Here is an 18,632-nt window from a genome sequence, read left to right as displayed (position 1 = left end):
ATCAATTGGAGAGATGATGAAAAATTTAGAAAGCACTGCACTGCTGGTTGCACGTATCTTAATGCCAATTCTGTTTATCGTTGCAGGTTACGGTAAGCTGGGTGATGCCTATGCGGGCACACAACAGTACATGCAGGCGATGGGCGTACCGACCTTCCTGCTGCCACTGACCATTCTGCTGGAACTGGGTGGTGGTCTGGCGGTGCTGTTCGGCCTGCTGACACGTACCGTGGCACTGTTCACGGCGGGCTTTACCCTGCTGACCGCACTGATTTTCCACTCTAACTTTGCGGAAGGTATGAACCAACTGATGTTCATGAAAAACCTGACCATCGCTGGCGGCTACCTCCTGCTGGCTGTAACCGGCCCAGGCGCATTCAGCATCGACCGCCTGCTGGGCAAAAAATGGTAAGACGAGCCTTTTCCGGCCTGTACTACACTTAATAGTCGAATACCGAATGAGACGGCAAGCATATAAGGCTTGCCGTCGTCTTATCATCACTCACTAACGGGAGGATTTATGGGACAACTGGTTGACGGCGTATGGCACGATACCTGGTATGAAACCAAATCTACCGGCGGTCACTTTAAGCGTTCAGAATCCGCATTCCGCAACTGGGTCACGCCCGATGGCACACCCGGCCTCACCGCCAATGGCGGCTTTCCCGCCCAATCCGGTCGTTATCATCTCTATGTTTCGCTCGCCTGCCCGTGGGCACACCGCACGCTACTCATGCGGCAGTTAAAAGGGTTAGAAGATCATATCGCCGTTTCGGTGGTGCATCCGCTCATGCTGGATCACGGCTGGACGTTCGGCACCGATTTTGAGGGGGCAACGGGTGATTCACTCTATCAGCACGAATTCCTCTACCAACTCTACCTGCACGCCAAGCCGGACTACAGTGGTCGAGTGACCGTACCTGTCCTGTGGGATACTGAGCAGCACACCATCGTCAGTAACGAATCCGCCGATATCATCCGTATGCTGAACAGCGCGTTTGACTGCGTGGGAGCCACGGCGGGAGATTACTATCCAGAAGCGCTACGCGCTCAGATTGATGAATTGAATGGCTGGATTTACGACAAGGTCAACAACGGCGTTTACAAAGCCGGTTTTGCGACGAGTCAGTCGGCCTATGATGGAGCGGCAACGACCGTTTTTGCCGCACTATCCGAGCTAGAAGCTATTTTGGCAAAACAGCGCTATCTGACTGGCGATCGGTTAACCGAAGCCGACCTGCGCCTGTGGACGACCCTGATCCGTTTTGATCCGGTCTATCACACGCATTTTAAATGCGATAAATATCGCCTGAGTGATTATCCAAACCTGTTCGGTTTTCTGCGTGATATTTATCAGATGCCCGGCATCGCCGATACCGTCGATATGGCGCACATTCGCCACCACTACTATCGTAGCCACGGCACGATTAATCCGCATGGCGTGATTTCGCTGGGCCCAGAGCAAGATCTGAATCAACCTCATCAGCGTGATAAGACGTTTGTCAGTTTATACTGAGAGTATAAAGTACATGGCAAGGTGTGACGCCGCACCTTGCCTTGGCAAAGAGTGAGATTTAGGGCTGGTTAAGCAGCTTTGGAATTTCACGCAGGAACCAGGATTTTGCCTCGCCCATGCTGTCTCGTCGCCACGCCATAATAACTTGGCTCTCTATCTGATGTTCCGGCCCAATCACCAGCAAGCGCCCTTCGGCAATATCTTGCGCAACCATCGGATAAGGCATAGTCGCTACACCTAATCCCGTCAGCAGCGCACGTCGCTTATCATCCAAGGAGCTCACTGTTAGACGCTGCTGTTTGTCGAGCAACTGTACGGTCAGCACCGGGCGTTCGCGTGCGGTATCCGCCACCGCAATCCCACGGTATTTCACCCGAGTAGCGTCCGACAACGGCTCTGGCTCCTGATGAATCGGGTGTTCTGGGCTGGCGACATATACACTATTCATCGTGTACAGCTTGCGGGTATTCATTTCTGAAGACGCGCGAAAATGCAGGTCCGGCGCAATCACGATATCGGCACGCCCTTGCTCAAGGCGTTCCCACGCCCCCGCTAGCACTTCCGTCAGAATCGACACCTGCGTATTCGCTTTGAGCGCCAGCTTATCGATTAAGGGAAAAAGTCGCTGAGTCGGAATAAGCGCTTCCGTCACAATCGTCAGGTGTGTTTCCCAGCCGCGTGCTAGCGCTTCCGCATCCGTAGTGAGCTTATCCGCAGCTTCCAGCAGGATACGTCCACGCTCCAGCAGCATGCGCCCGACATTCGTGAATTTAGTACGATGCCCGGAACGATCGAACAACACCACATCTAACTCTTCTTCCAGTTTCTGCATGGTATAGCTCAGTGCCGAAGGCACCCTACCCAGTTCGTCTGCCGCAGCGGCAAAGCTGCCACGACGATCGATAGCATCCATAACCCTCAAGGCTTCCAGCGTCAATGCTCGTTCTTTCGCCATCTTCGTACTCATTCAGGAATTTTGAATATACCCACCAGATTAACTAGCTAACAATCCAACGTCCACACAATTACTATCGATTTAATAAATAATTATCTGGGGGACAAAAAGTATGATCACACGAAGAGCAGCAGGGCAATGCGGCCAGGCCGACTATGGCTGGTTGCAAGCGCGCTACACCTTTTCTTTTGGTCATTATTTTGATCCACAGTTGCTAGGCTATGCATCTCTACGCGTACTCAATCAGGAAGTATTAGCGCCGGGGGCGTCATTTCAACCGCGAACCTACCCACGGGTTGATATTTTGAACATCATTCTGCAAGGTGAGGCTGAATACCGCGACAGCAACGGCTGCCACATTCAGGCCAAAGCCGGAGATGTGCTGTTGCTCGCCACTCAGCCAAATGTCAGCTATAGCGAACATAATACCAACACCAGTAAGCCACTGACGAGACTGCAATTATGGTTGAATGCCTGCCAGAGCCGTGAGAACAGCCCGCTACAGCGCATGGCATTAGATTCATCAAGCCATACTCTGCTTGCCTCGCCGGAAGGTGAACAGACTAGCCTGCAACTGCGCCAGCAGGTTTGGATCCATCACATCGATCTCCAGCAGAACGAGCAAAGCACGATCGCGCTACAGGGCAATCAGGCATACCTCCAACTGATTCACGGTTCAATGGCGGTCAAAGGTAATCAGAGTAGTGAAGCCCTACACTGCGGCGATGGCGCCTTTATCAAAGAAGAAAAAACGTTGACGCTACGGGCAGACGCACCTTTGCGGGCGCTGCTTATCGACCTGGTCGTGTAGCGTTCAGCCCGTTGTTTTATCAGGAAAACGCGCCAGCTCGGCGTTTTTATTCAGCCGTGGTAAGATATCCGTCTTGTTCCTTAATGCGTCAGGGTGATATGACAATGGATTCAACCAAACAGGACAAACTTCTTGCCCAGGCTGAACAGATTTGTCAGCAGCGCGCTGTGCGTCTCACGCCGCAGCGGTTAGAGGTTTTACGTCTAATGGCGCAGCAGTCCGGCGCTATCAGCGCTTATGACCTGCTGGATCTGCTGCGAGTTTCCGAACCTCAGGCCAAACCGCCGACCGTCTACCGCGCACTGGATTTTCTGCTGGAACAAGGCTTCATTCATCGGGTCGAGTCAAACAACAGCTATGTGCTGTGTCACCATATCGAAGACCACAGCCATACGTCAGCCCTGTTCATCTGCGATCGCTGTGGGCAGGTTACGGAGCGTCAAACCGAAGGGGTGGAAGAAACACTGCGTAGCCTGGCACAACAGTCAGGATTTACGCTACGCCACAGCGTTGTGGAAGCTCACGGGCTGTGTGGAGGCTGTCAGGAAGTGGCATCGTGCAAACAGCCAGACCATTGCGATCACGACCACACCGTTCCGATTAAAAAGCGCTAGTGCCCATTAATGGCATCTCCTGCGAGGCAGGACGACGTATACAAAAAACGATAGCCCAAGCGCTATCGTTTTGTTTGATAAGCACGAAAAAACTCAGAAAGAGTGCGTGCATCTCCGATCACGATGGAACCGTTAGCTCCAATCGCTGTTACGAATAACGCCAACCGCCAAGCCTTCTATCGAAAAGCTTTGTTGACGCAGATCGACAACAATCGGGGCAAACTCTTCGTTTTCCGCGAGAAGATGTACCGTATTGCCCTGCTTTTTCAGGCGCTTTACCGTCACTTCATCGTCGATACGCGCGACGACAATCTGACCGTTGCGTACATCTTCTGTTTTATGCACAGCCAGTAAATCACCATCCATAATACCGATGTCTTTCATTGACATACCGCTCACACGCAGCAAAAAATCAGCGCTGGGTTTAAACATGGCCGGGTCAACCTGATAGTGACATTCGATGTGTTCCTGCGCCAGCAGAGGCTCACCTGCTGCCACACGACCAACCAAGGGAATACCCGTCTCTTCTTCCATCAGCAGACGAATACCGCGAGACGCGCCCGATACAATTTCAATCACACCTTTACGCGCCAGCGCTTTCAGATGTTCTTCAGCCGCATTGGGAGAGCGAAACCCCAGCTGTTGAGCAATCTCCGCGCGCGTTGGCGGCATTCCGGTCTGCGCAATATGATCGCGGATCAGGTCATAAACCTGCTGCTGCCTTGCTGTTAATACTTTCATTCCGCCCCCTGGTTGTTTATACAGTCTTGCTGTGAGTATATACAGGTGAGCCGCAATTGGGAATGGAGATATCGGCAAAGCCTCTGACTTTTATTCATTTATGCGTACCGTCAGGCAAAATGCTGCCAAAGAATACTGCCCCACACGACAGCGGCTAACACGATGGCAACAAAGACAGCCGCCGAGCCGATATCTTTCGCCCTTCCGGATAATTCATGATGTTCGAGACCAATGCGATCGACAACCGCTTCAATGGCACTGTTCACCAATTCAAAAAGCATAATCAATACGACAGATCCGATCAGCAGCAGTTTTTCCACCAGCGTAACCGGCAGCAAACACGCAATAATCACGCCGACAATCGTCAGTACGGTTTCCTGGCGAAACGCCGCCTCATACTGCCATGCCTGCTTTAGCCCCTTAAGGGAATAACCGGTCGCCTTAATAATCCGGGTCATCCCCGTTGCTTTATTCATTTATCCCCCATTCTTTACGTAAAATAGTTCGCATTTTAACGCGCTCATGTTGTCTCACCACCACAGATTTCCGGCGCAATTTCTGGTATCCTTGCGGCGCATTGCTAACAAGAGGCTACAAGTTGTTATGTCAGGTTGGCGTAAAATTTACTATAAACTATTGAATCTCCCACTGAAACTGCTGGTTAAAAGCAAAGTTATTCCCGCAGATCCGGTGGTCGAGCTGGGGTTAGATCCCTCACGTCCTATACTCTATGTTCTGCCTTACAACTCTCAGGCAGATCTCTTGACGCTACGTGCGAAGTGCCTGGCATTGGGATTACCCGATCCCTCGCAGTCGTTCGAATTCAACGGCGTCGAACTCCCCAGCCACGTCTTTATCAATGACGGGCCTCGCGTCTTCCGCTATTACGTTCCCAAGCAGAAATCCGTCAAGCTGTTCCACGACTACCTGGATTTGCATCGCGCCAATCCAGATTTAGACGTACAGATGGTGCCGGTTTCCGTGATGTTTGGGCGCTCTCCGGGTCGGGAAGGCCATGCTCAGGCTGCACCTCACCTGCGCTTGCTCAACGGTATCGAGAAATTCTTCGCCGTCCTGTGGCTAGGCCGTGACAGTTTTGTCCGCTTCTCTAGCCCAGTATCGCTGCGCTATATGGCGACCGAGCATGGCACAGACAAAACCATAGCCCACAAACTGGCGCGCGTCGCGCGTATGCACTTCTCTCGCCAACGTTTGGCGGCCGTTGGACCGCGCTTGCCGGTACGTCAGGAGCTATTTAACAAGCTGCTGGACTCCAAAGCGATCAAGAAAGCCGTGGACGATGAGGCGCGCAGTAAGAAGATATCTACTGAAAAAGCGCAGCAGAACGCGATTGCGCTGATGGAAGAAATCGCCGCCGACTTCTCTTATGAGGCCGTACGTCTGTCGGATCGTGTCTTAAGCTGGACGTGGAACCGCCTTTATCAAGGGATCAACGTCCATAACGCCGAACGCGTTCGTCAACTGGCGCAGGATGGTCACGGCATCGTCTATGTGCCCTGCCACCGCAGCCACATGGATTATCTGCTGCTGTCCTACGTCTTGTACCATCAGGGCTTAGTGCCGCCGCACATCGCCGCAGGCATCAACCTGAATTTCTGGCCGGCAGGCCCGATCTTCCGCCGTCTTGGCGCTTTCTTCATTCGTCGTACCTTCAAGGGTAACAAGCTGTATTCCACGATTTTCCGTGAGTATCTGGGTGAGCTGTTTGCCCGTGGCTACTCGGTGGAATACTTCATGGAAGGCGGGCGTTCCCGCACAGGCCGTCTGTTGGAGCCTAAAACCGGTACGCTAGCGATGACGATTCAGGCCATGCTCAGAGGCGGCACGCGCCCCATCACGTTGGTGCCGATTTATGTCGGCTACGAGCATGTAATGGAAGTCGGCACCTATGCGAAAGAGTTGCGCGGTGCGGTGAAGGAAAAAGAAGGCTTTATGCAGATGGTGCGCGGTTTGCGCAAACTGCGTAATCTCGGTCAGGGGTATGTGAACTTCGGCGAGCCGCTCCCGCTGACCACTTATCTGAATCAACATGTTCCGCAATGGCGTGATGCGATTGACCCGATAGAAGCACAGCGCCCAAGCTGGCTCACGCCGACGGTGCAGGATATCTCTATGGATATCATGGTACGCATCAATAATTCTGCGGCAGCAAATGCGATGAACCTGTGTTCTACCGCCTTGTTGGCATCGCGTCAGCGCTCACTAACGCGCGAACAAATGCAAGAGCAGTTGGATTGCTATCTGCAACTACTGCGTCAGGTTCCTTACCACAAAGATGTTACGGTTCCCAAAAAGACAGCGGATGAACTGTTGGAACATGCGCTGAGCATGAACAAATTCGAAGTCGAGAAGGACAGCATTGGCGATATCATCATTCTGCCGCGCGAGCAGGCGGTACTGATGACGTACTACCGCAATAACATCCAGCATCTGTTGGTGTTACCGTCGCTGATCGCCAGCATCGTCATCCATCATCGCCGGATTACGCTTGCCGAAGTCGTGCGCCAGATCGCGCTGATTTATCCGCTGCTGCAATCCGAACTGTTCCTGCATTATTCCAAAGAGCAGTTGTCGGGCGTACTGGAGACGTTGGCTAATGAACTGATTCGACAAGAGCTGCTGTGCAGCCGTGACGGTCAATTAGCCATCAATCCGCCACGCATTCGAACGCTGCAATTGCTGTCAGCTGGCGTACGTGAAACGCTGCAACGCTATGCGATTACGTTGTCGTTGCTGTGTGCGAACCCAGAAATCAACCGCGGCACGCTAGAGAAAGAAAGCCGGAATATGGCGCAACGCCTGTCCGTTCTGCACGGTATCAACGCGCCGGAATTCTTTGATAAAGCCGTATTCTCAACGCTGGTCGCCACCTTACGGACAGAAGGGTATATCACCGACAGCGCGGAAGCGGCACAAGGCGATATCGTGGCGATCTACAACATCCTCGGCGATCTGATCACCCCGGAAGTACGCTTGACCATTGAAAGCGCCAGCTCATCCACTGAGATGGAAGCCGAAAGTCAGGCAGTGGAAGAGACAACGCAAGCGTAGTCAGGCTGGAAAATGGCGGATGATACGCCGCCATCAAGCCGCAGGTACGTTTAGCGTTACGAACACAGTAGATGTTGTGCCATAAAAAAAGCAGCGAGAAATCGCTGCTTTTTTGTCTCTGATGCTCAGCTTACAGGCCAAACAGCACACCAATAAATATCGCCATTCCCACGTATTTATTATTGTGGAACGCCTTAAAGCAGGCATCGCGCTCGCGACCGGCAGTCAGTATTTGCTGGTAGACAAACATCCCACCCGCCACCAGCAGCGAAATGTAGTAAGGGGTTCCCAATCCGCTGATCTTTCCTAAAATCAGCAGCAGCGCCAGCATGCTAAACTGCAATAATCCGATGATGAGATTGTCAAAACGGCCAAATAGGATCGCGGTGGATTTCACCCCGATCTTCAGATCGTCATCGCGATCCACCATCGCATATTGGGTATCGTAGGCGACCGTCCAGCAAATATACGCCAGAAACATCATCCAACAGGTTACTGGCAGGCTTTCACTCACCGCGGCATACGCCATCGGGATCGACCAGCCAAACGCAGCCCCCAGCACAAACTGAGGAAGATGGCTGACCCGTTTCATAAACGGATAGACCCATGCTAGCCCCAGCCCTGCAACGGACAGCCAGATCGTCATCTTATTCAGCGTCAACACCAGACCAAACGCCAATAAGACCAGCACGACAAACAACACTTTAGCAGACTGCTCGCTCACTTCACCGCTAGGCAACGGGCGAGAAGCCGTGCGTTTTACATGACCGTCAAAATGGCGATCGGCATAATCATTGATGACGCAGCCCGCCGCACGCATTAAGAAAACACCAGCGACAAACACAAAGAACGTCCACGGTGCGGGTACTCCTCCTCCCGCCAGCCACAGCGCCCATAGCGTTGGCCACAGCAATAACAGAGAACCTACTGGTTTATCAATCCGCATCAAGCGGCAATAAGCCAGCCATTTCCCTGTTGTAACACTTCTTTCCAAGGATTTATCTCCTCAAATTACCTGTCAACCTTCATCACCCGGTACGTAATAAACCGGTGATTCCGGTAAGAAAAGCTCAGTCAACAGTAACGGATGACCCGAAAGGCACAAGCGGGAACGCCGCGCCCATAACCCTTCGCAGCATCCGGTATGAATGTAGTCACGCGTCAGCGATTTTTGTTCAAACAGATAACGACCTAACGGCTGGTTGCCTATTTTCGTCAGGGCTGAATCCGTTCCGTCGAGCGTCTGTTGCGGAACGACGGTTCGGCCAAAAAGCCAGGGGCGATCGTCACCATACAGCACCACTTCACGTAGCCAGTAACGCTCACTATATGGTAGCTGTTCGCGCTCTTCGCCCAGCGCTTGTGACGTAATAAATTCCTCACGACAAAGCGTAACCCGCAGTTGGGCACAATATTTTTCCAGCCGCTGCGTCATGGAACTAGCTTCCATCAGCCAGTTACCAATATGCTCAGGTAATACCGAAGGAGGTTCAGCAAACCAGGAAAGGGTGCGCAAAAGCGTAGACGCATCGTCAGACATTGTCCCTACTCCAAACAGGGTTAGTTTGCCTAATAACAGCATTCGTAAATAAAGTAAGCGCTCCTATTGTAGCGCAGAATGCTTCCCCCGATAACACGCGATAAACCAATTCATCCCCGATGTGGCAACATTTCGGCAATGTTGCAGGATATGCGGCAACCAGCGTGATGAACCTTTACTCATTTATCAGGTAATCCGGCAGGAAATCGGCAAACGCAAAAGTGCTCACCTCAGTAATTCATGGAATTGATTAAACAGAAATGAGACCCATAAAAAAAAGCACCACCCAGTATCGCGACCGGATAGTGCTCTTTAAAGGACAGAAAGAGGTGTTTCTGTAACCTGACTCCCTGTCACCGGAAAATCACGTCCGGTGACAATGGCGTCACATTACATCATGCCGCCCATACCACCCATGCCGCCCATACCACCAGCAGCACCTAAGTCAGGCGCATCGCTTTTTGGCAGGTCGGTTACCATACATTCAGTGGTGATCATCAGACCCGCAACAGAAGCTGCGTATTGCAGCGCAGAACGGGTGACTTTGGTCGGATCCAGGATACCGAAGTCGATCATGTTGCCGTATTCTTCCGTTGCCGCGTTGTAACCGTAGTTACCTTCGCCCGCTTTAACGGTGTTAGCAACCACAGATGGCTCTTCACCAGCGTTGGAAACGATCTGACGCAGTGGTGCTTCCATCGCGCGCAGCGCAACTTTGATACCTACGTTCTGATCTTCGTTCTGAGCAGACAGAGAAGCCAGTTTCGCTGCAACGCGAACCAGCGCCACGCCACCACCCGCAACCACGCCTTCTTCTACCGCAGCGCGAGTCGCAGCCAGCGCATCTTCAACGCGAGCTTTCTTCTCTTTCATTTCAACTTCAGTTGCTGCGCCAACTTTGATCACAGCTACGCCGCCAGCCAGTTTAGCCACACGCTCTTGCAGTTTTTCGCGGTCGTAATCAGACGTTGCTTCTTCAACCTGCTGACGGATCTGAGCAACACGGCCCTGGATCGCCGCTTCTTCACCCGTACCATCGATGATGGTGGTGGTGTCTTTGTTGATTACAACGCGTTTCGCCTGACCCAGATCTTCCAGCGTCGCTTTTTCCAGCTCCAGACCGATCTCTTCAGAGATAACGGTACCGCCGGTCAGCGTCGCGATATCTTGCAGCATCGCTTTACGACGGTCGCCGAAGCCCGGTGCTTTCACCGCAGCGACTTTCACGATGCCGCGCATGGTGTTAACTACCAGCGTTGCCAGTGCTTCGCCTTCAACATCTTCAGCAACGATAACCAGCGGTTTGCCGGCTTTCGCTACCGCTTCCAGAACTGGCAGCATTTCGCGGATGTTGGAGATTTTTTTGTCAGCCAGCAGGATGAACGGGCTTTCCAGCTCTACCGCACCGGTTTCTGGTTTGTTGATGAAGTACGGGGACAGGTAGCCACGGTCGAACTGCATACCTTCAACCACGTCCAGCTCATCTTGCAGACCGGTACCTTCTTCAACGGTGATAACACCTTCTTTACCGACTTTGTCCATCGCTTCGGCAATCATTTTGCCTACGGTTTCGTCGGAGTTAGCAGAGATGGTACCAACCTGAGCAATTGCTTTAGAGTCAGAGCACGGTACAGACAGTGCTTTCAGCTCTTCAACAGCGGCGATAACGGCTTTATCGATACCGCGCTTCAGATCCATCGGGTTCATGCCCGCTGCAACAGCTTTCAGGCCTTCAGTGATGATAGCCTGCGCCAATACGGTTGCGGTCGTGGTGCCGTCGCCTGCTGCGTCATTCGCTTTAGAGGCCACTTCTTTCACCATCTGCGCGCCCATGTTCTCGAACTTGTCTTCCAGCTCGATTTCACGCGCAACAGATACGCCGTCTTTAGTAATGGTCGGTGCACCGAAGGATTTATCCAAAACTACGTTACGGCCTTTCGGGCCTAGGGTAACCTTCACTGCATCAGCCAGTACATTTACGCCGCGCAGCATTTTTACGCGAGCGTCATTACCGAATTTTACGTCTTTAGCTGCCATGGTGTATTTCCCTTAAATTCGTTCAGTTCAGATGATTACGCGCAATTACGCTTCAACAATTGCCAGAATGTCGCTTTCAGACATGATCAACACTTCTTCGTTATCGATCTTCTCTGCCTTCACGCCATAGCCATCATTGAAAATAACGATGTCGCCAACTTTCACATCCAGCGGCTTCACTTCGCCATTTTCCAGGATACGTCCATGACCTACGGCCAGAACTTCACCACGGGTAGATTTACCAGCAGCGGAACCAGTCAGTACGATACCGCCAGCAGATTTTGACTCGACTTCTTTGCGCTTGACGATCACGCGGTCATGCAATGGACGAATATTCATTGATAGCTCTCCTTTGAGAAAGTCCATATCGGTTTAGGATAAACGCCGACGATGTTTTGCTTATGCTTTTCATCATTGGCCTTGTGGTGTTCTAAGTGGGGACGTTTCACCGCCCTTCAAGGGAGAAAATTCATTTTTTTTGCGTTAGGCGGCCACTTGTCGCAGACAGCAGATAAAAAATAAGGATTATCAATATGATAATCCCTATCTGTTTTTCAGTTCATCGTGACGTTAACGGTCGTCACGATGTTCAATATTTGCGCTCCCGCCATCCTTACGTTGGTATTCACCTTCAAAGGTGTTACCGCCAGAAGACGACGACGCGCCGGAGCCAGAACGCCAGATATGCAGATGAGGCATCAGTTTGAGCGTCAGGCTTTTTTGCACGGGTGGCAGTAGAAGCAACAGCCCCAGAAAGTCAGTCAGAAAACCCGGAATCAGGAGCAAGAAGCCTGCCAGAACCAGTGACACGCTTTTTACCATTTCAGCCGCCGGGCTTTCACCGGCTGCCATTTTCTGCTGCATCTGCACCAGTGTTTTCATCCCCTGATTGCGCACCAGCGAGACGCCCAAACAAGACGTGAAGACCACCAGCAGCAGGGTCATAGCGACGCCCAGCACTTCCGCCACCTGAATAAACAGCGATATCTCGATGTAAGCCAAAAGAAAAATAAGTAATAACGGTAACCAGCGCACCCGGTTCTCCTGTATGTTTTACGCGTACTGTTTTAATAAAAACGTGTGTGAATAAGAACGTGTTAAGCCCATCGCGATTGAAAACCCAGCACGCGTTACTGCCCATCGACTTTTACTACCAATGGATTAGGTAAAATGCGCGCTCTGCTCCGCGATCCGACGCATCGTGATTAACTTAAATGGGGACGGCTTTGCGCATTTTCAAGCCGCCGTCTCACGAAGAGTGTTCTAAAGTAGTGACGCGTGACTACAGTCACAGTTCATTTACCGTAGTGGTAGAGAACGCCAGTATAGTGATCTAAACACCTGTTTTTCGCTTTCATAACCACATATCCTCACGGCCATGGATACTTGGTTGGTCAAACATCCCGAGACTATTGCCGCGATAAGACGGTTTATCCGAGGCTGCTCTGTTTTTCTGAAAATAGCTGTTTTTCTGAAATGGCTGTTCTTTTGACATAACAGTTTCCCAAGATAACGCCGCCCGAGACACCAGCCCACAACGTCTAGTTGCATTACTAGTCGCACAACAGGATAGGCACTCTCATGTCAGAAAACATCCGTATTGAAGAAGACCTGTTAGGCACCCGAGAAGTTCCCGCAGACGCGTATTATGGCGTGCATACGCTACGCGCCGTCGAAAATTTCTATATCAGCAACAATAAAATCAGCGACATTCCCGAGTTCGTACGCGGCATGGTCATGGTGAAGAAAGCTGCGGCGTTGGCGAACAGAGAGCTGCAAACTATCCCGAAAAAAATCGCCGACGTCATCATCCGTGCCTGCGATGAAGTGCTGGATAACGGAAAATGCATGGATCAGTTTCCGGTCGATGTCTATCAGGGGGGCGCTGGTACGTCGGTCAATATGAATACCAACGAAGTATTAGCCAATATTGGTCTGGAATTGATGGGCCACCAAAAAGGCGAATACCAGTACCTGAACCCCAACGATCATCTAAATAAATGTCAGTCCACGAATGATGCTTACCCCACCGGATTTCGTATCGCGGTCTATGCCTCTGTCTTAAAGCTGACCGAGGCGATAGCGAAGTTGAGCGATGGCTTCGAGCGCAAAGCCAAAGAATTTGAAGACGTGCTAAAGATGGGACGGACCCAGTTGCAGGACGCAGTACCGATGACGCTCGGTCAGGAATTTCATGCCTTTAACGTGCTGTTGCAGGAAGAAATCAAAAACCTGCTGCGCACGGCGGAACTGCTGCTTGAAGTCAATCTGGGGGCTACCGCCATCGGTACACGTCTGAATACGCCAGACGGCTACCAGCAACTGGCGGTGCAGCGGCTGGCGGAAGTCAGCGGCCTGCCATGCGTGCCAGCAGAAGATTTGATCGAAGCCACGTCAGACTGTGGTGCGTATGTCATGGTGCACAGTTCGCTGAAACGTCTGGCCGTAAAGCTGTCGAAGATCTGTAATGACCTGCGTCTGCTCTCTTCCGGCCCCCGCGCTGGCCTGAATGAAATCAACCTGCCGGAGTTGCAGGCGGGTTCCTCAATCATGCCTGCCAAAGTGAATCCGGTCGTGCCGGAAGTCGTCAATCAGGTGTGCTTCAAGGTCATCGGTAACGACACCTGCGTCACGATGGCGTCAGAAGCAGGGCAATTACAGTTAAACGTGATGGAGCCGGTCATCGGTCAGGCGATGTTTGAATCGACCCACATTCTGACCAACGCCTGCTACAACCTGCTGGAGAAATGCGTCAACGGCATCACCGCCAATAAGAGCGTGTGCGAAGCCTATGTCTTCAATTCCATTGGCATTGTGACGTACCTGAACCCGTTCATCGGCCACCATAACGGCGATATCGTCGGCAGAATCTGCGCGGAAACGGGGAAAAGCGTGCGCGAAGTCGTACTGGAACGCGGCCTACTGACAGAAGCCGAGCTGGATGACATTTTCTCCATCCAGAACCTGATGCATCCGGCGTACAAAGCCAAACGCTACACCGATGAAAACGAGCTTCCCTAACACCAACACCTAATCCCCACAGGCACGTCCGTTCACGAAGAACGCCGTGCCTTTATTTTTTGCTGCATACAGCCATAAGAATAAGTTATGTAATTTTTATTATTAATTAAGGAGCATAGTCATGCTTGGTCTTGAGTTACTGATCGTTCTGCTCGCCATCTATTTGGGGGCTCGACTGGGAGGCATCGGCATTGGTTTCGCCGGTGGCCTGGGAGTGCTTGTACTGACGTTAGGGTTCCAGATAAAGCCCGGCGTCATCCCTTTTGATGTCATTGAAATTATCATGGCCGTTATCGCCGCCATTGCCGCTATGCAGGTGGCGGGTGGAATGGATTATCTGGTCAGTCTGGCGGAGAAACTGCTGCGTAAACACCCGAAATACGTCACCTTTCTCGCGCCGCTGGTCACCTACTTCATGACGATTCTGGCTGGAACTGGGCACACCGCGTTTTCCACTCTGCCGGTTATCGCCGAAGTCGCCAAAGAGCAGGGGATTCGTCCTTCTCGTCCGCTTTCGATTGCCGTCGTTGCCTCACAAATCGCCATTACCGCGTCGCCAATTTCGGCGGCGGTGGTGTTTGTCGCCGGTATTCTTGAGCCACACGGGGTTAGCTATCTGCTGCTGTTAGGCATCTGTATTCCAACCACGCTCGCCGCGATCCTGCTGACGGCAATTGTGACCAACTTTCTGGGCAAAGAGCTGAAAGACGACCCAATTTATCAGGAACGTCTGAAAAAAGGTGAAACCACGCTGCGCGGCAATAACCAGCATGAGATCAAACCGGGCGCCAAACTTTCCGTGACGCTGTTTCTGATCGGCATCATCGCTGTCGTGCTGTATGCCACGGCGATTAGCGGCACGGTTGGGCTGATTCAGAATCCGGTTCTGCCACGCAACGAAGCGATTGTGGTCTTTATGCTGACCATCGCCACGCTGATTTGCATCACCTGCAAAATCGACACCGCGCGCATCCTCTCCGCCAGCACGTTTAAGTCCGGCATGAGCGCCTGTATCTGCGTGATGGGCGTGGCCTGGCTGGGCGATACCTTTGTTAAAGCGCACATTTCCGATATTCAGGATACCGCTGGTGCGCTGCTGCAAAGCTATCCGTGGATGCTAGCCGTTGTGCTGTTCTTCGCCGCTACCCTGCTTTACTCACAGGCAGCAACGGCAAAAGCGCTGATGCCTGCTGCACTGCTGTTGGGCGTGTCTCCAGTCACGGCCGTAGCGTCCTTCGCTGCCGTTTCCGCCCTGTTCGTTCTGCCGACCTACCCGACTCTGTTGGCCGCCGTGGAGATGGACGACACCGGCTCAACGCGCATCGGCAAATTTGTGTTTAACCACTCCTTCCTGATTCCCGGCGTGATGGCGATTACGTTGTCGGTGATATTTGGCTTTATCCTCGGCAGCATCCTGATCTAAAAATCGCCTTTCAGACAGACCCTGCGGATCGGCTTAACTCATCGATCCGCTTCATTCCCTTCAAACAATAAAGCAAGGTATAGTGTGGCTCTGGTTGTCTGGAATTTGTTCATCTGACACGGAGGATGTGATGTCTGACCGCCCGCTTTGCGCTGCCGTCGTCATATTATGTACCGCACCTGACGACGCCTGTGCGCAACGGCTTGCCCATTCGCTGCTGGAAACGCGGCTTGCTGCCTGCGTCACCCTGCTACCCGGCGCACGTTCGCTCTACTACTGGGAAGGCAAGCTCGAACAGCAATCAGAAGTACAAATGCTGATAAAAAGCGATACCTCACATCAGCAAGCCCTGCTGACTCACCTGAAACAACAACACCCTTACGATACGCCGGAGCAATTAGTTCTGCCGGTATCCGAGGGCGATAGCGATTATCTGACATGGCTCAACGCATCTTTACGCTGATTTTCCTGTTATGGACGGCTTTCGGCTCCCCCAGTGTGGCCGCCTCTTCCTTCGGCCAGAAACTGTTTGGCAATAGCACGACATCACGCTTTCTGCCGGTCGATGGCGCTTTCGCCTTTGAGTTTCAGCAGCAGGACAACCAGCTCAACCTGCGCTGGGATATCCATCCCGATTACTATCTGTATCGCGCACAAATCAAGATCGAAGGGAACGGTGCCACGCTTGGCAAGGTGGAACTGCCGCAGGGCGAAAGCCATAACGACGAGTTCTTCGGCCAGGTCTTTATTCTGCGGGATCGGCTGGCATTAGCGGTTCCCATTCAACAGGCCGAGAGCGGCGCGACGGTTAAAGTCACCTACCAAGGCTGCGCCGATGCGGGTTTCTGCTATCCGCCGGAAACGCGCGTCGTTCCTCTTAGTCAGGTGTTGGCTAACACAAGCACAGATACCTCGAATACCACATCAGCCCAAACGCCACAGACCACGCCCATGCCATTCTCACCGTGGTGGGCGCTGCTGATTGGTATCGGCGTCGCCTTTACTCCTTGCGTCCTGCCGATGTACCCGCTGATTGCCAGCCTGGTGCTGGGTAGAAAAGAACAACTGACGCCGCGCCGCACGCTGCTGCTGTCGATGACCTATGTTCAGGGCATGGCGCTGACCTACACGCTGCTCGGGCTGGTTGTCGCCGCCGCCGGATTACGCTTTCAGGCTGCGCTCCAGCATCCTTATATTCTGATTGGTCTGTCGGTGATGTTTGCCGTACTGGCGCTGTCCATGTTTGGCCTGTATACGCTCCAACTCCCGTCCTCGGTACAAACTCGGCTGACAGAGTGGAGCAACCGTCAACAAAGCGGCTCCGTCACGGGCGTATTCTTCATGGGCGCACTGGCAGGACTGATTTGTTCCCCCTGTACCACCGCCCCGCTCAGCGCTATCCTGCTTTACATCGCCCAGAGCGGCAACATGCTGGCAGGCGGCGGCACGCTTTATCTCTACGCGCTGGGCATGGGCTTACCGCTCATTCTGGTCACGTTGTTTGGCAACAAACTGCTGCCACGTAGCGGCCCGTGGATGCAGTACGTTAAGGAAGCATTTGGTTTCATCATTCTGGCGCTGCCCGTCTTCCTGCTAGAACGCATCCTCGGCGAAGTTTGGGGAACCCGCCTGTGGAGCGCGCTCGGCATCGCCTTCTTCGGCTGGGCACTTATGCTGACGCTACGCAGCAACAAAGGCTGGATGCGCGGCGTGCAGTTACTGCTGCTTGCAGGCCTGGTGATCAGCGCCAAACCGCTGCAAGACTGGGTATTCCCTCCTACGGGCGTGGCGCAAGCGCATACCTCCACACTGAACTTCGCCCCTGTAGCCAATATCGCCGATCTCAACAGTGCGCTGGCAAAGAGCGCTCAGCCTGTTATGCTCGATCTTTACGCGGACTGGTGCGTAGCCTGCAAAGAGTTCGAGAAATACACGTTCAGCGACCCGACAGTGCAAAACCATCTGTCGCGTATCACGCTGCTACAGGCGGACGTCACCGTTAACCGCGCAGAACAAAATGCGCTGCTGAAAAAGCTACAGGTTTTAGGGCTACCGACCATCGTATTTTTTGACGCTCAGGGGAAAGAAATCCCCGGTTCGCGCGTCACCGGTTTTATGAATGCTGAACAATTTCAGGCACATTTGCAGAAATTCAGCCCATAAACGACACTTTCAATTCGCTTGTTGTGCTTCTGGAGGAGACCTCATGCAACGGGAAGACGTACTTGAACACGCGCTTACGCTACTGGAGCAGTATGGTTTTGCCATGACGACACTGGATATGCTGGCGGAGAGGCTGGGAGTTCCGGTAGAGGAACTGACGCCCTTCTGGCCGGATCGGGAGGCGCTGCTGTACGACGGTCTACGTCACCATAGCCAGCAGGTTGATACCTGGCGGCGTCAACTTCTCTTAGACGATGAAAAAAGTATCGAGCAAAAGCTACTAGCACGCTATCAGGTGCTGCACGAGTCGGTGAATAAACAGCGCTATCCTGGCTGCTTGTTTATTGCGGCGTGCAGCTTTTTCCCTGATATCAACCACCCCATCCACCAAATTGCGGAACAACAGAAGCTAGCCTCTTACCGCTACACCCGCGATTTGCTGGAAGAACTGGAAACCGACGATCCTGAAATGGTGGCACAGCAGATGGAATTGATTCTGGAAGGCTGCCTGAGCAACCTGCTGGTCAAGCATCAGGCCGCCAGCATCGCCACCGCCCAGCGGCTGGCAGAGGATGTCTTACGCTTTGCGCTGTGCCGCAAAAACGGCGCACTCACCTGATTTCAGGCACAAAATGCGGTAAAGTCCGCATTTTGGCTGAAAAGTCGGCAGTCAGTAGGGTTTTCCATGCTTTCATTGATAAACCCGTTGACGCCACGCGGCCAATACGGTTTAATGCGC

At 52.7% G+C, this 18,632-nt stretch carries 19 protein-coding genes; 10 read left to right on the top strand and 9 right to left on the bottom strand.

Translation table 11 applies throughout. From position 1 onward, the window contains the following. Nucleotides 1–16 precede the first annotated feature (16 nt). Nucleotides 17–412, top strand: coding sequence for a DoxX family protein (locus tag H0247_RS12680; RefSeq protein WP_010298854.1), 396 nt, complete (start codon nucleotides 17–19; stop codon nucleotides 410–412). A 108-nt stretch (nucleotides 413–520) separates the two neighbouring features. Continuing rightward, entirely contained in the window at nucleotides 521–1,516 is a 996-nt protein-coding gene (locus H0247_RS12675; protein WP_180742863.1) for a glutathione S-transferase family protein, read from the top strand. 58 nt (nucleotides 1,517–1,574) lie between these two features. Here H0247_RS12675 and H0247_RS12670 read toward each other — a convergent pair whose 3' ends face one another. After that, nucleotides 1,575–2,471, bottom strand: coding sequence for a LysR family transcriptional regulator (locus H0247_RS12670; protein ID WP_180742862.1), 897 nt, complete (start codon nucleotides 2,469–2,471; stop codon nucleotides 1,575–1,577). 112 nt (nucleotides 2,472–2,583) lie between these two features. Between H0247_RS12670 and H0247_RS12665 the strand changes: the two genes are divergently transcribed. Together H0247_RS12665 and zur are read left to right on the top strand one after the other, a co-directional pair. Continuing rightward, nucleotides 2,584–3,282 carry a pirin family protein gene (locus H0247_RS12665; RefSeq protein WP_180742861.1) on the top strand — a complete coding sequence of 233 codons (699 nt, stop codon included), beginning with the start codon at nucleotides 2,584–2,586 and terminating at the stop codon, nucleotides 3,280–3,282. Between the two features lie 104 nt (nucleotides 3,283–3,386). Beyond that, complete coding sequence (gene zur, locus H0247_RS12660) at nucleotides 3,387–3,896, top strand: zinc uptake transcriptional repressor Zur (protein WP_010298842.1); 510 nt, start codon at nucleotides 3,387–3,389, stop codon at nucleotides 3,894–3,896. A 132-nt stretch (nucleotides 3,897–4,028) separates the two neighbouring features. Here zur and lexA read toward each other — a convergent pair whose 3' ends face one another. Both lexA and H0247_RS12650 read right to left on the bottom strand, forming a co-directional pair. Next, nucleotides 4,029–4,637 carry a transcriptional repressor LexA gene (lexA, locus tag H0247_RS12655; RefSeq protein WP_010282910.1) on the bottom strand — a complete coding sequence of 203 codons (609 nt, stop codon included), beginning with the start codon at nucleotides 4,635–4,637 and terminating at the stop codon, nucleotides 4,029–4,031. A gap of 110 nt (nucleotides 4,638–4,747) precedes the next feature. Then, nucleotides 4,748–5,113 (bottom strand): diacylglycerol kinase, encoded by a 366-nt coding sequence (locus H0247_RS12650; protein ID WP_180742860.1) that lies wholly within the window; start codon nucleotides 5,111–5,113, stop codon nucleotides 4,748–4,750. A gap of 127 nt (nucleotides 5,114–5,240) precedes the next feature. Between H0247_RS12650 and plsB the strand changes: the two genes are divergently transcribed. Continuing rightward, nucleotides 5,241–7,709, top strand: a complete 2,469-nt coding sequence (gene plsB / locus H0247_RS12645; protein ID WP_180742859.1) for a glycerol-3-phosphate 1-O-acyltransferase PlsB — start codon at nucleotides 5,241–5,243, stop codon at nucleotides 7,707–7,709. A 130-nt stretch (nucleotides 7,710–7,839) separates the two neighbouring features. Here plsB and ubiA read toward each other — a convergent pair whose 3' ends face one another. The 6 genes from ubiA to H0247_RS12615 all read right to left on the bottom strand — a co-directional run bounded on the left by ubiA (nucleotide 7,840) and on the right by H0247_RS12615 (nucleotide 12,781). After that, nucleotides 7,840–8,703, bottom strand: coding sequence for a 4-hydroxybenzoate octaprenyltransferase (gene ubiA / locus H0247_RS12640; RefSeq protein ID WP_180742858.1), 864 nt, complete (start codon nucleotides 8,701–8,703; stop codon nucleotides 7,840–7,842). 24 nt (nucleotides 8,704–8,727) lie between these two features. Then, entirely contained in the window at nucleotides 8,728–9,249 is a 522-nt protein-coding gene (gene ubiC, locus H0247_RS12635; RefSeq protein WP_180742857.1) for a chorismate lyase, read from the bottom strand. Between the two features lie 390 nt (nucleotides 9,250–9,639). Further along, nucleotides 9,640–11,286, bottom strand: coding sequence for a chaperonin GroEL (groL, locus tag H0247_RS12630; RefSeq protein ID WP_096616408.1), 1,647 nt, complete (start codon nucleotides 11,284–11,286; stop codon nucleotides 9,640–9,642). Between the two features lie 45 nt (nucleotides 11,287–11,331). Further along, nucleotides 11,332–11,625 carry a co-chaperone GroES gene (locus H0247_RS12625; protein WP_005971295.1) on the bottom strand — a complete coding sequence of 98 codons (294 nt, stop codon included), beginning with the start codon at nucleotides 11,623–11,625 and terminating at the stop codon, nucleotides 11,332–11,334. A 231-nt stretch (nucleotides 11,626–11,856) separates the two neighbouring features. Continuing rightward, nucleotides 11,857–12,321 carry an FxsA family protein gene (locus H0247_RS12620; RefSeq protein ID WP_180742856.1) on the bottom strand — a complete coding sequence of 155 codons (465 nt, stop codon included), beginning with the start codon at nucleotides 12,319–12,321 and terminating at the stop codon, nucleotides 11,857–11,859. Between the two features lie 319 nt (nucleotides 12,322–12,640). Next, on the bottom strand, nucleotides 12,641–12,781 hold the full coding sequence (locus H0247_RS12615; protein ID WP_180742855.1) for a hypothetical protein: 141 nt from the start codon (nucleotides 12,779–12,781) through the stop codon (nucleotides 12,641–12,643). 86 nt (nucleotides 12,782–12,867) lie between these two features. Here H0247_RS12615 and aspA point away from each other — a divergent pair, with 86 nt between their 5' ends. The 5 genes from aspA (at nucleotide 12,868) to H0247_RS12590 (ending at nucleotide 18,512) form a co-directional block, all read left to right on the top strand. Beyond that, nucleotides 12,868–14,307, top strand: coding sequence for an aspartate ammonia-lyase (aspA, locus tag H0247_RS12610; RefSeq protein WP_180742854.1), 1,440 nt, complete (start codon nucleotides 12,868–12,870; stop codon nucleotides 14,305–14,307). A 121-nt stretch (nucleotides 14,308–14,428) separates the two neighbouring features. Further along, entirely contained in the window at nucleotides 14,429–15,730 is a 1,302-nt protein-coding gene (locus H0247_RS12605) for an anaerobic C4-dicarboxylate transporter (protein ID WP_180742853.1), read from the top strand. Nucleotides 15,731–15,860: 130 nt separating this feature from the next. Next, complete coding sequence (gene cutA / locus H0247_RS12600) at nucleotides 15,861–16,193, top strand: divalent cation tolerance protein CutA (RefSeq protein ID WP_180742852.1); 333 nt, start codon at nucleotides 15,861–15,863, stop codon at nucleotides 16,191–16,193. Beyond that, complete coding sequence (locus H0247_RS12595; RefSeq protein ID WP_180742851.1) at nucleotides 16,169–17,893, top strand: protein-disulfide reductase DsbD; 1,725 nt, start codon at nucleotides 16,169–16,171, stop codon at nucleotides 17,891–17,893. Before cutA ends, H0247_RS12595 begins: the two co-directional genes overlap by 25 nt. Before the next feature lie 43 nt (nucleotides 17,894–17,936). Beyond that, on the top strand, nucleotides 17,937–18,512 hold the full coding sequence (locus H0247_RS12590; RefSeq protein WP_180742850.1) for a transcriptional regulator: 576 nt from the start codon (nucleotides 17,937–17,939) through the stop codon (nucleotides 18,510–18,512). Nucleotides 18,513–18,632 lie beyond the last annotated feature (120 nt).

The organism is Pectobacterium sp. CFBP8739, assembly GCF_013449375.1.
In the GTDB taxonomy this organism is placed as follows: domain Bacteria; phylum Pseudomonadota; class Gammaproteobacteria; order Enterobacterales; family Enterobacteriaceae; genus Pectobacterium.
This window is presented reverse-complemented; position numbering and strand designations above follow the sequence as displayed.

Coding starts and splice junctions, on each gene's coding strand:
- H0247_RS12680 (WP_010298854.1), top strand. CDS start 17: ATGAAAAATTTAGAAAGCACTGCACTGCTGGTTGCACGTATCTTAATG.
- H0247_RS12675 (WP_180742863.1), top strand. CDS start 521: ATGGGACAACTGGTTGACGGCGTATGGCACGATACCTGGTATGAAACC.
- H0247_RS12670 (WP_180742862.1), bottom strand. CDS start 2,471: ATGGCGAAAGAACGAGCATTGACGCTGGAAGCCTTGAGGGTTATGGAT.
- H0247_RS12665 (WP_180742861.1), top strand. CDS start 2,584: ATGATCACACGAAGAGCAGCAGGGCAATGCGGCCAGGCCGACTATGGC.
- zur (WP_010298842.1), top strand. CDS start 3,387: ATGGATTCAACCAAACAGGACAAACTTCTTGCCCAGGCTGAACAGATT.
- lexA (WP_010282910.1), bottom strand. CDS start 4,637: ATGAAAGTATTAACAGCAAGGCAGCAGCAGGTTTATGACCTGATCCGC.
- H0247_RS12650 (WP_180742860.1), bottom strand. CDS start 5,113: ATGAATAAAGCAACGGGGATGACCCGGATTATTAAGGCGACCGGTTAT.
- plsB (WP_180742859.1), top strand. CDS start 5,241: ATGTCAGGTTGGCGTAAAATTTACTATAAACTATTGAATCTCCCACTG.
- ubiC (WP_180742857.1), bottom strand. CDS start 9,249: ATGTCTGACGATGCGTCTACGCTTTTGCGCACCCTTTCCTGGTTTGCT.
- groL (WP_096616408.1), bottom strand. CDS start 11,286: ATGGCAGCTAAAGACGTAAAATTCGGTAATGACGCTCGCGTAAAAATG.
- H0247_RS12625 (WP_005971295.1), bottom strand. CDS start 11,625: ATGAATATTCGTCCATTGCATGACCGCGTGATCGTCAAGCGCAAAGAA.
- H0247_RS12615 (WP_180742855.1), bottom strand. CDS start 12,781: ATGTCAAAAGAACAGCCATTTCAGAAAAACAGCTATTTTCAGAAAAAC.
- aspA (WP_180742854.1), top strand. CDS start 12,868: ATGTCAGAAAACATCCGTATTGAAGAAGACCTGTTAGGCACCCGAGAA.
- H0247_RS12605 (WP_180742853.1), top strand. CDS start 14,429: ATGCTTGGTCTTGAGTTACTGATCGTTCTGCTCGCCATCTATTTGGGG.
- cutA (WP_180742852.1), top strand. CDS start 15,861: ATGTCTGACCGCCCGCTTTGCGCTGCCGTCGTCATATTATGTACCGCA.
- H0247_RS12595 (WP_180742851.1), top strand. CDS start 16,169: ATGGCTCAACGCATCTTTACGCTGATTTTCCTGTTATGGACGGCTTTC.
- H0247_RS12590 (WP_180742850.1), top strand. CDS start 17,937: ATGCAACGGGAAGACGTACTTGAACACGCGCTTACGCTACTGGAGCAG.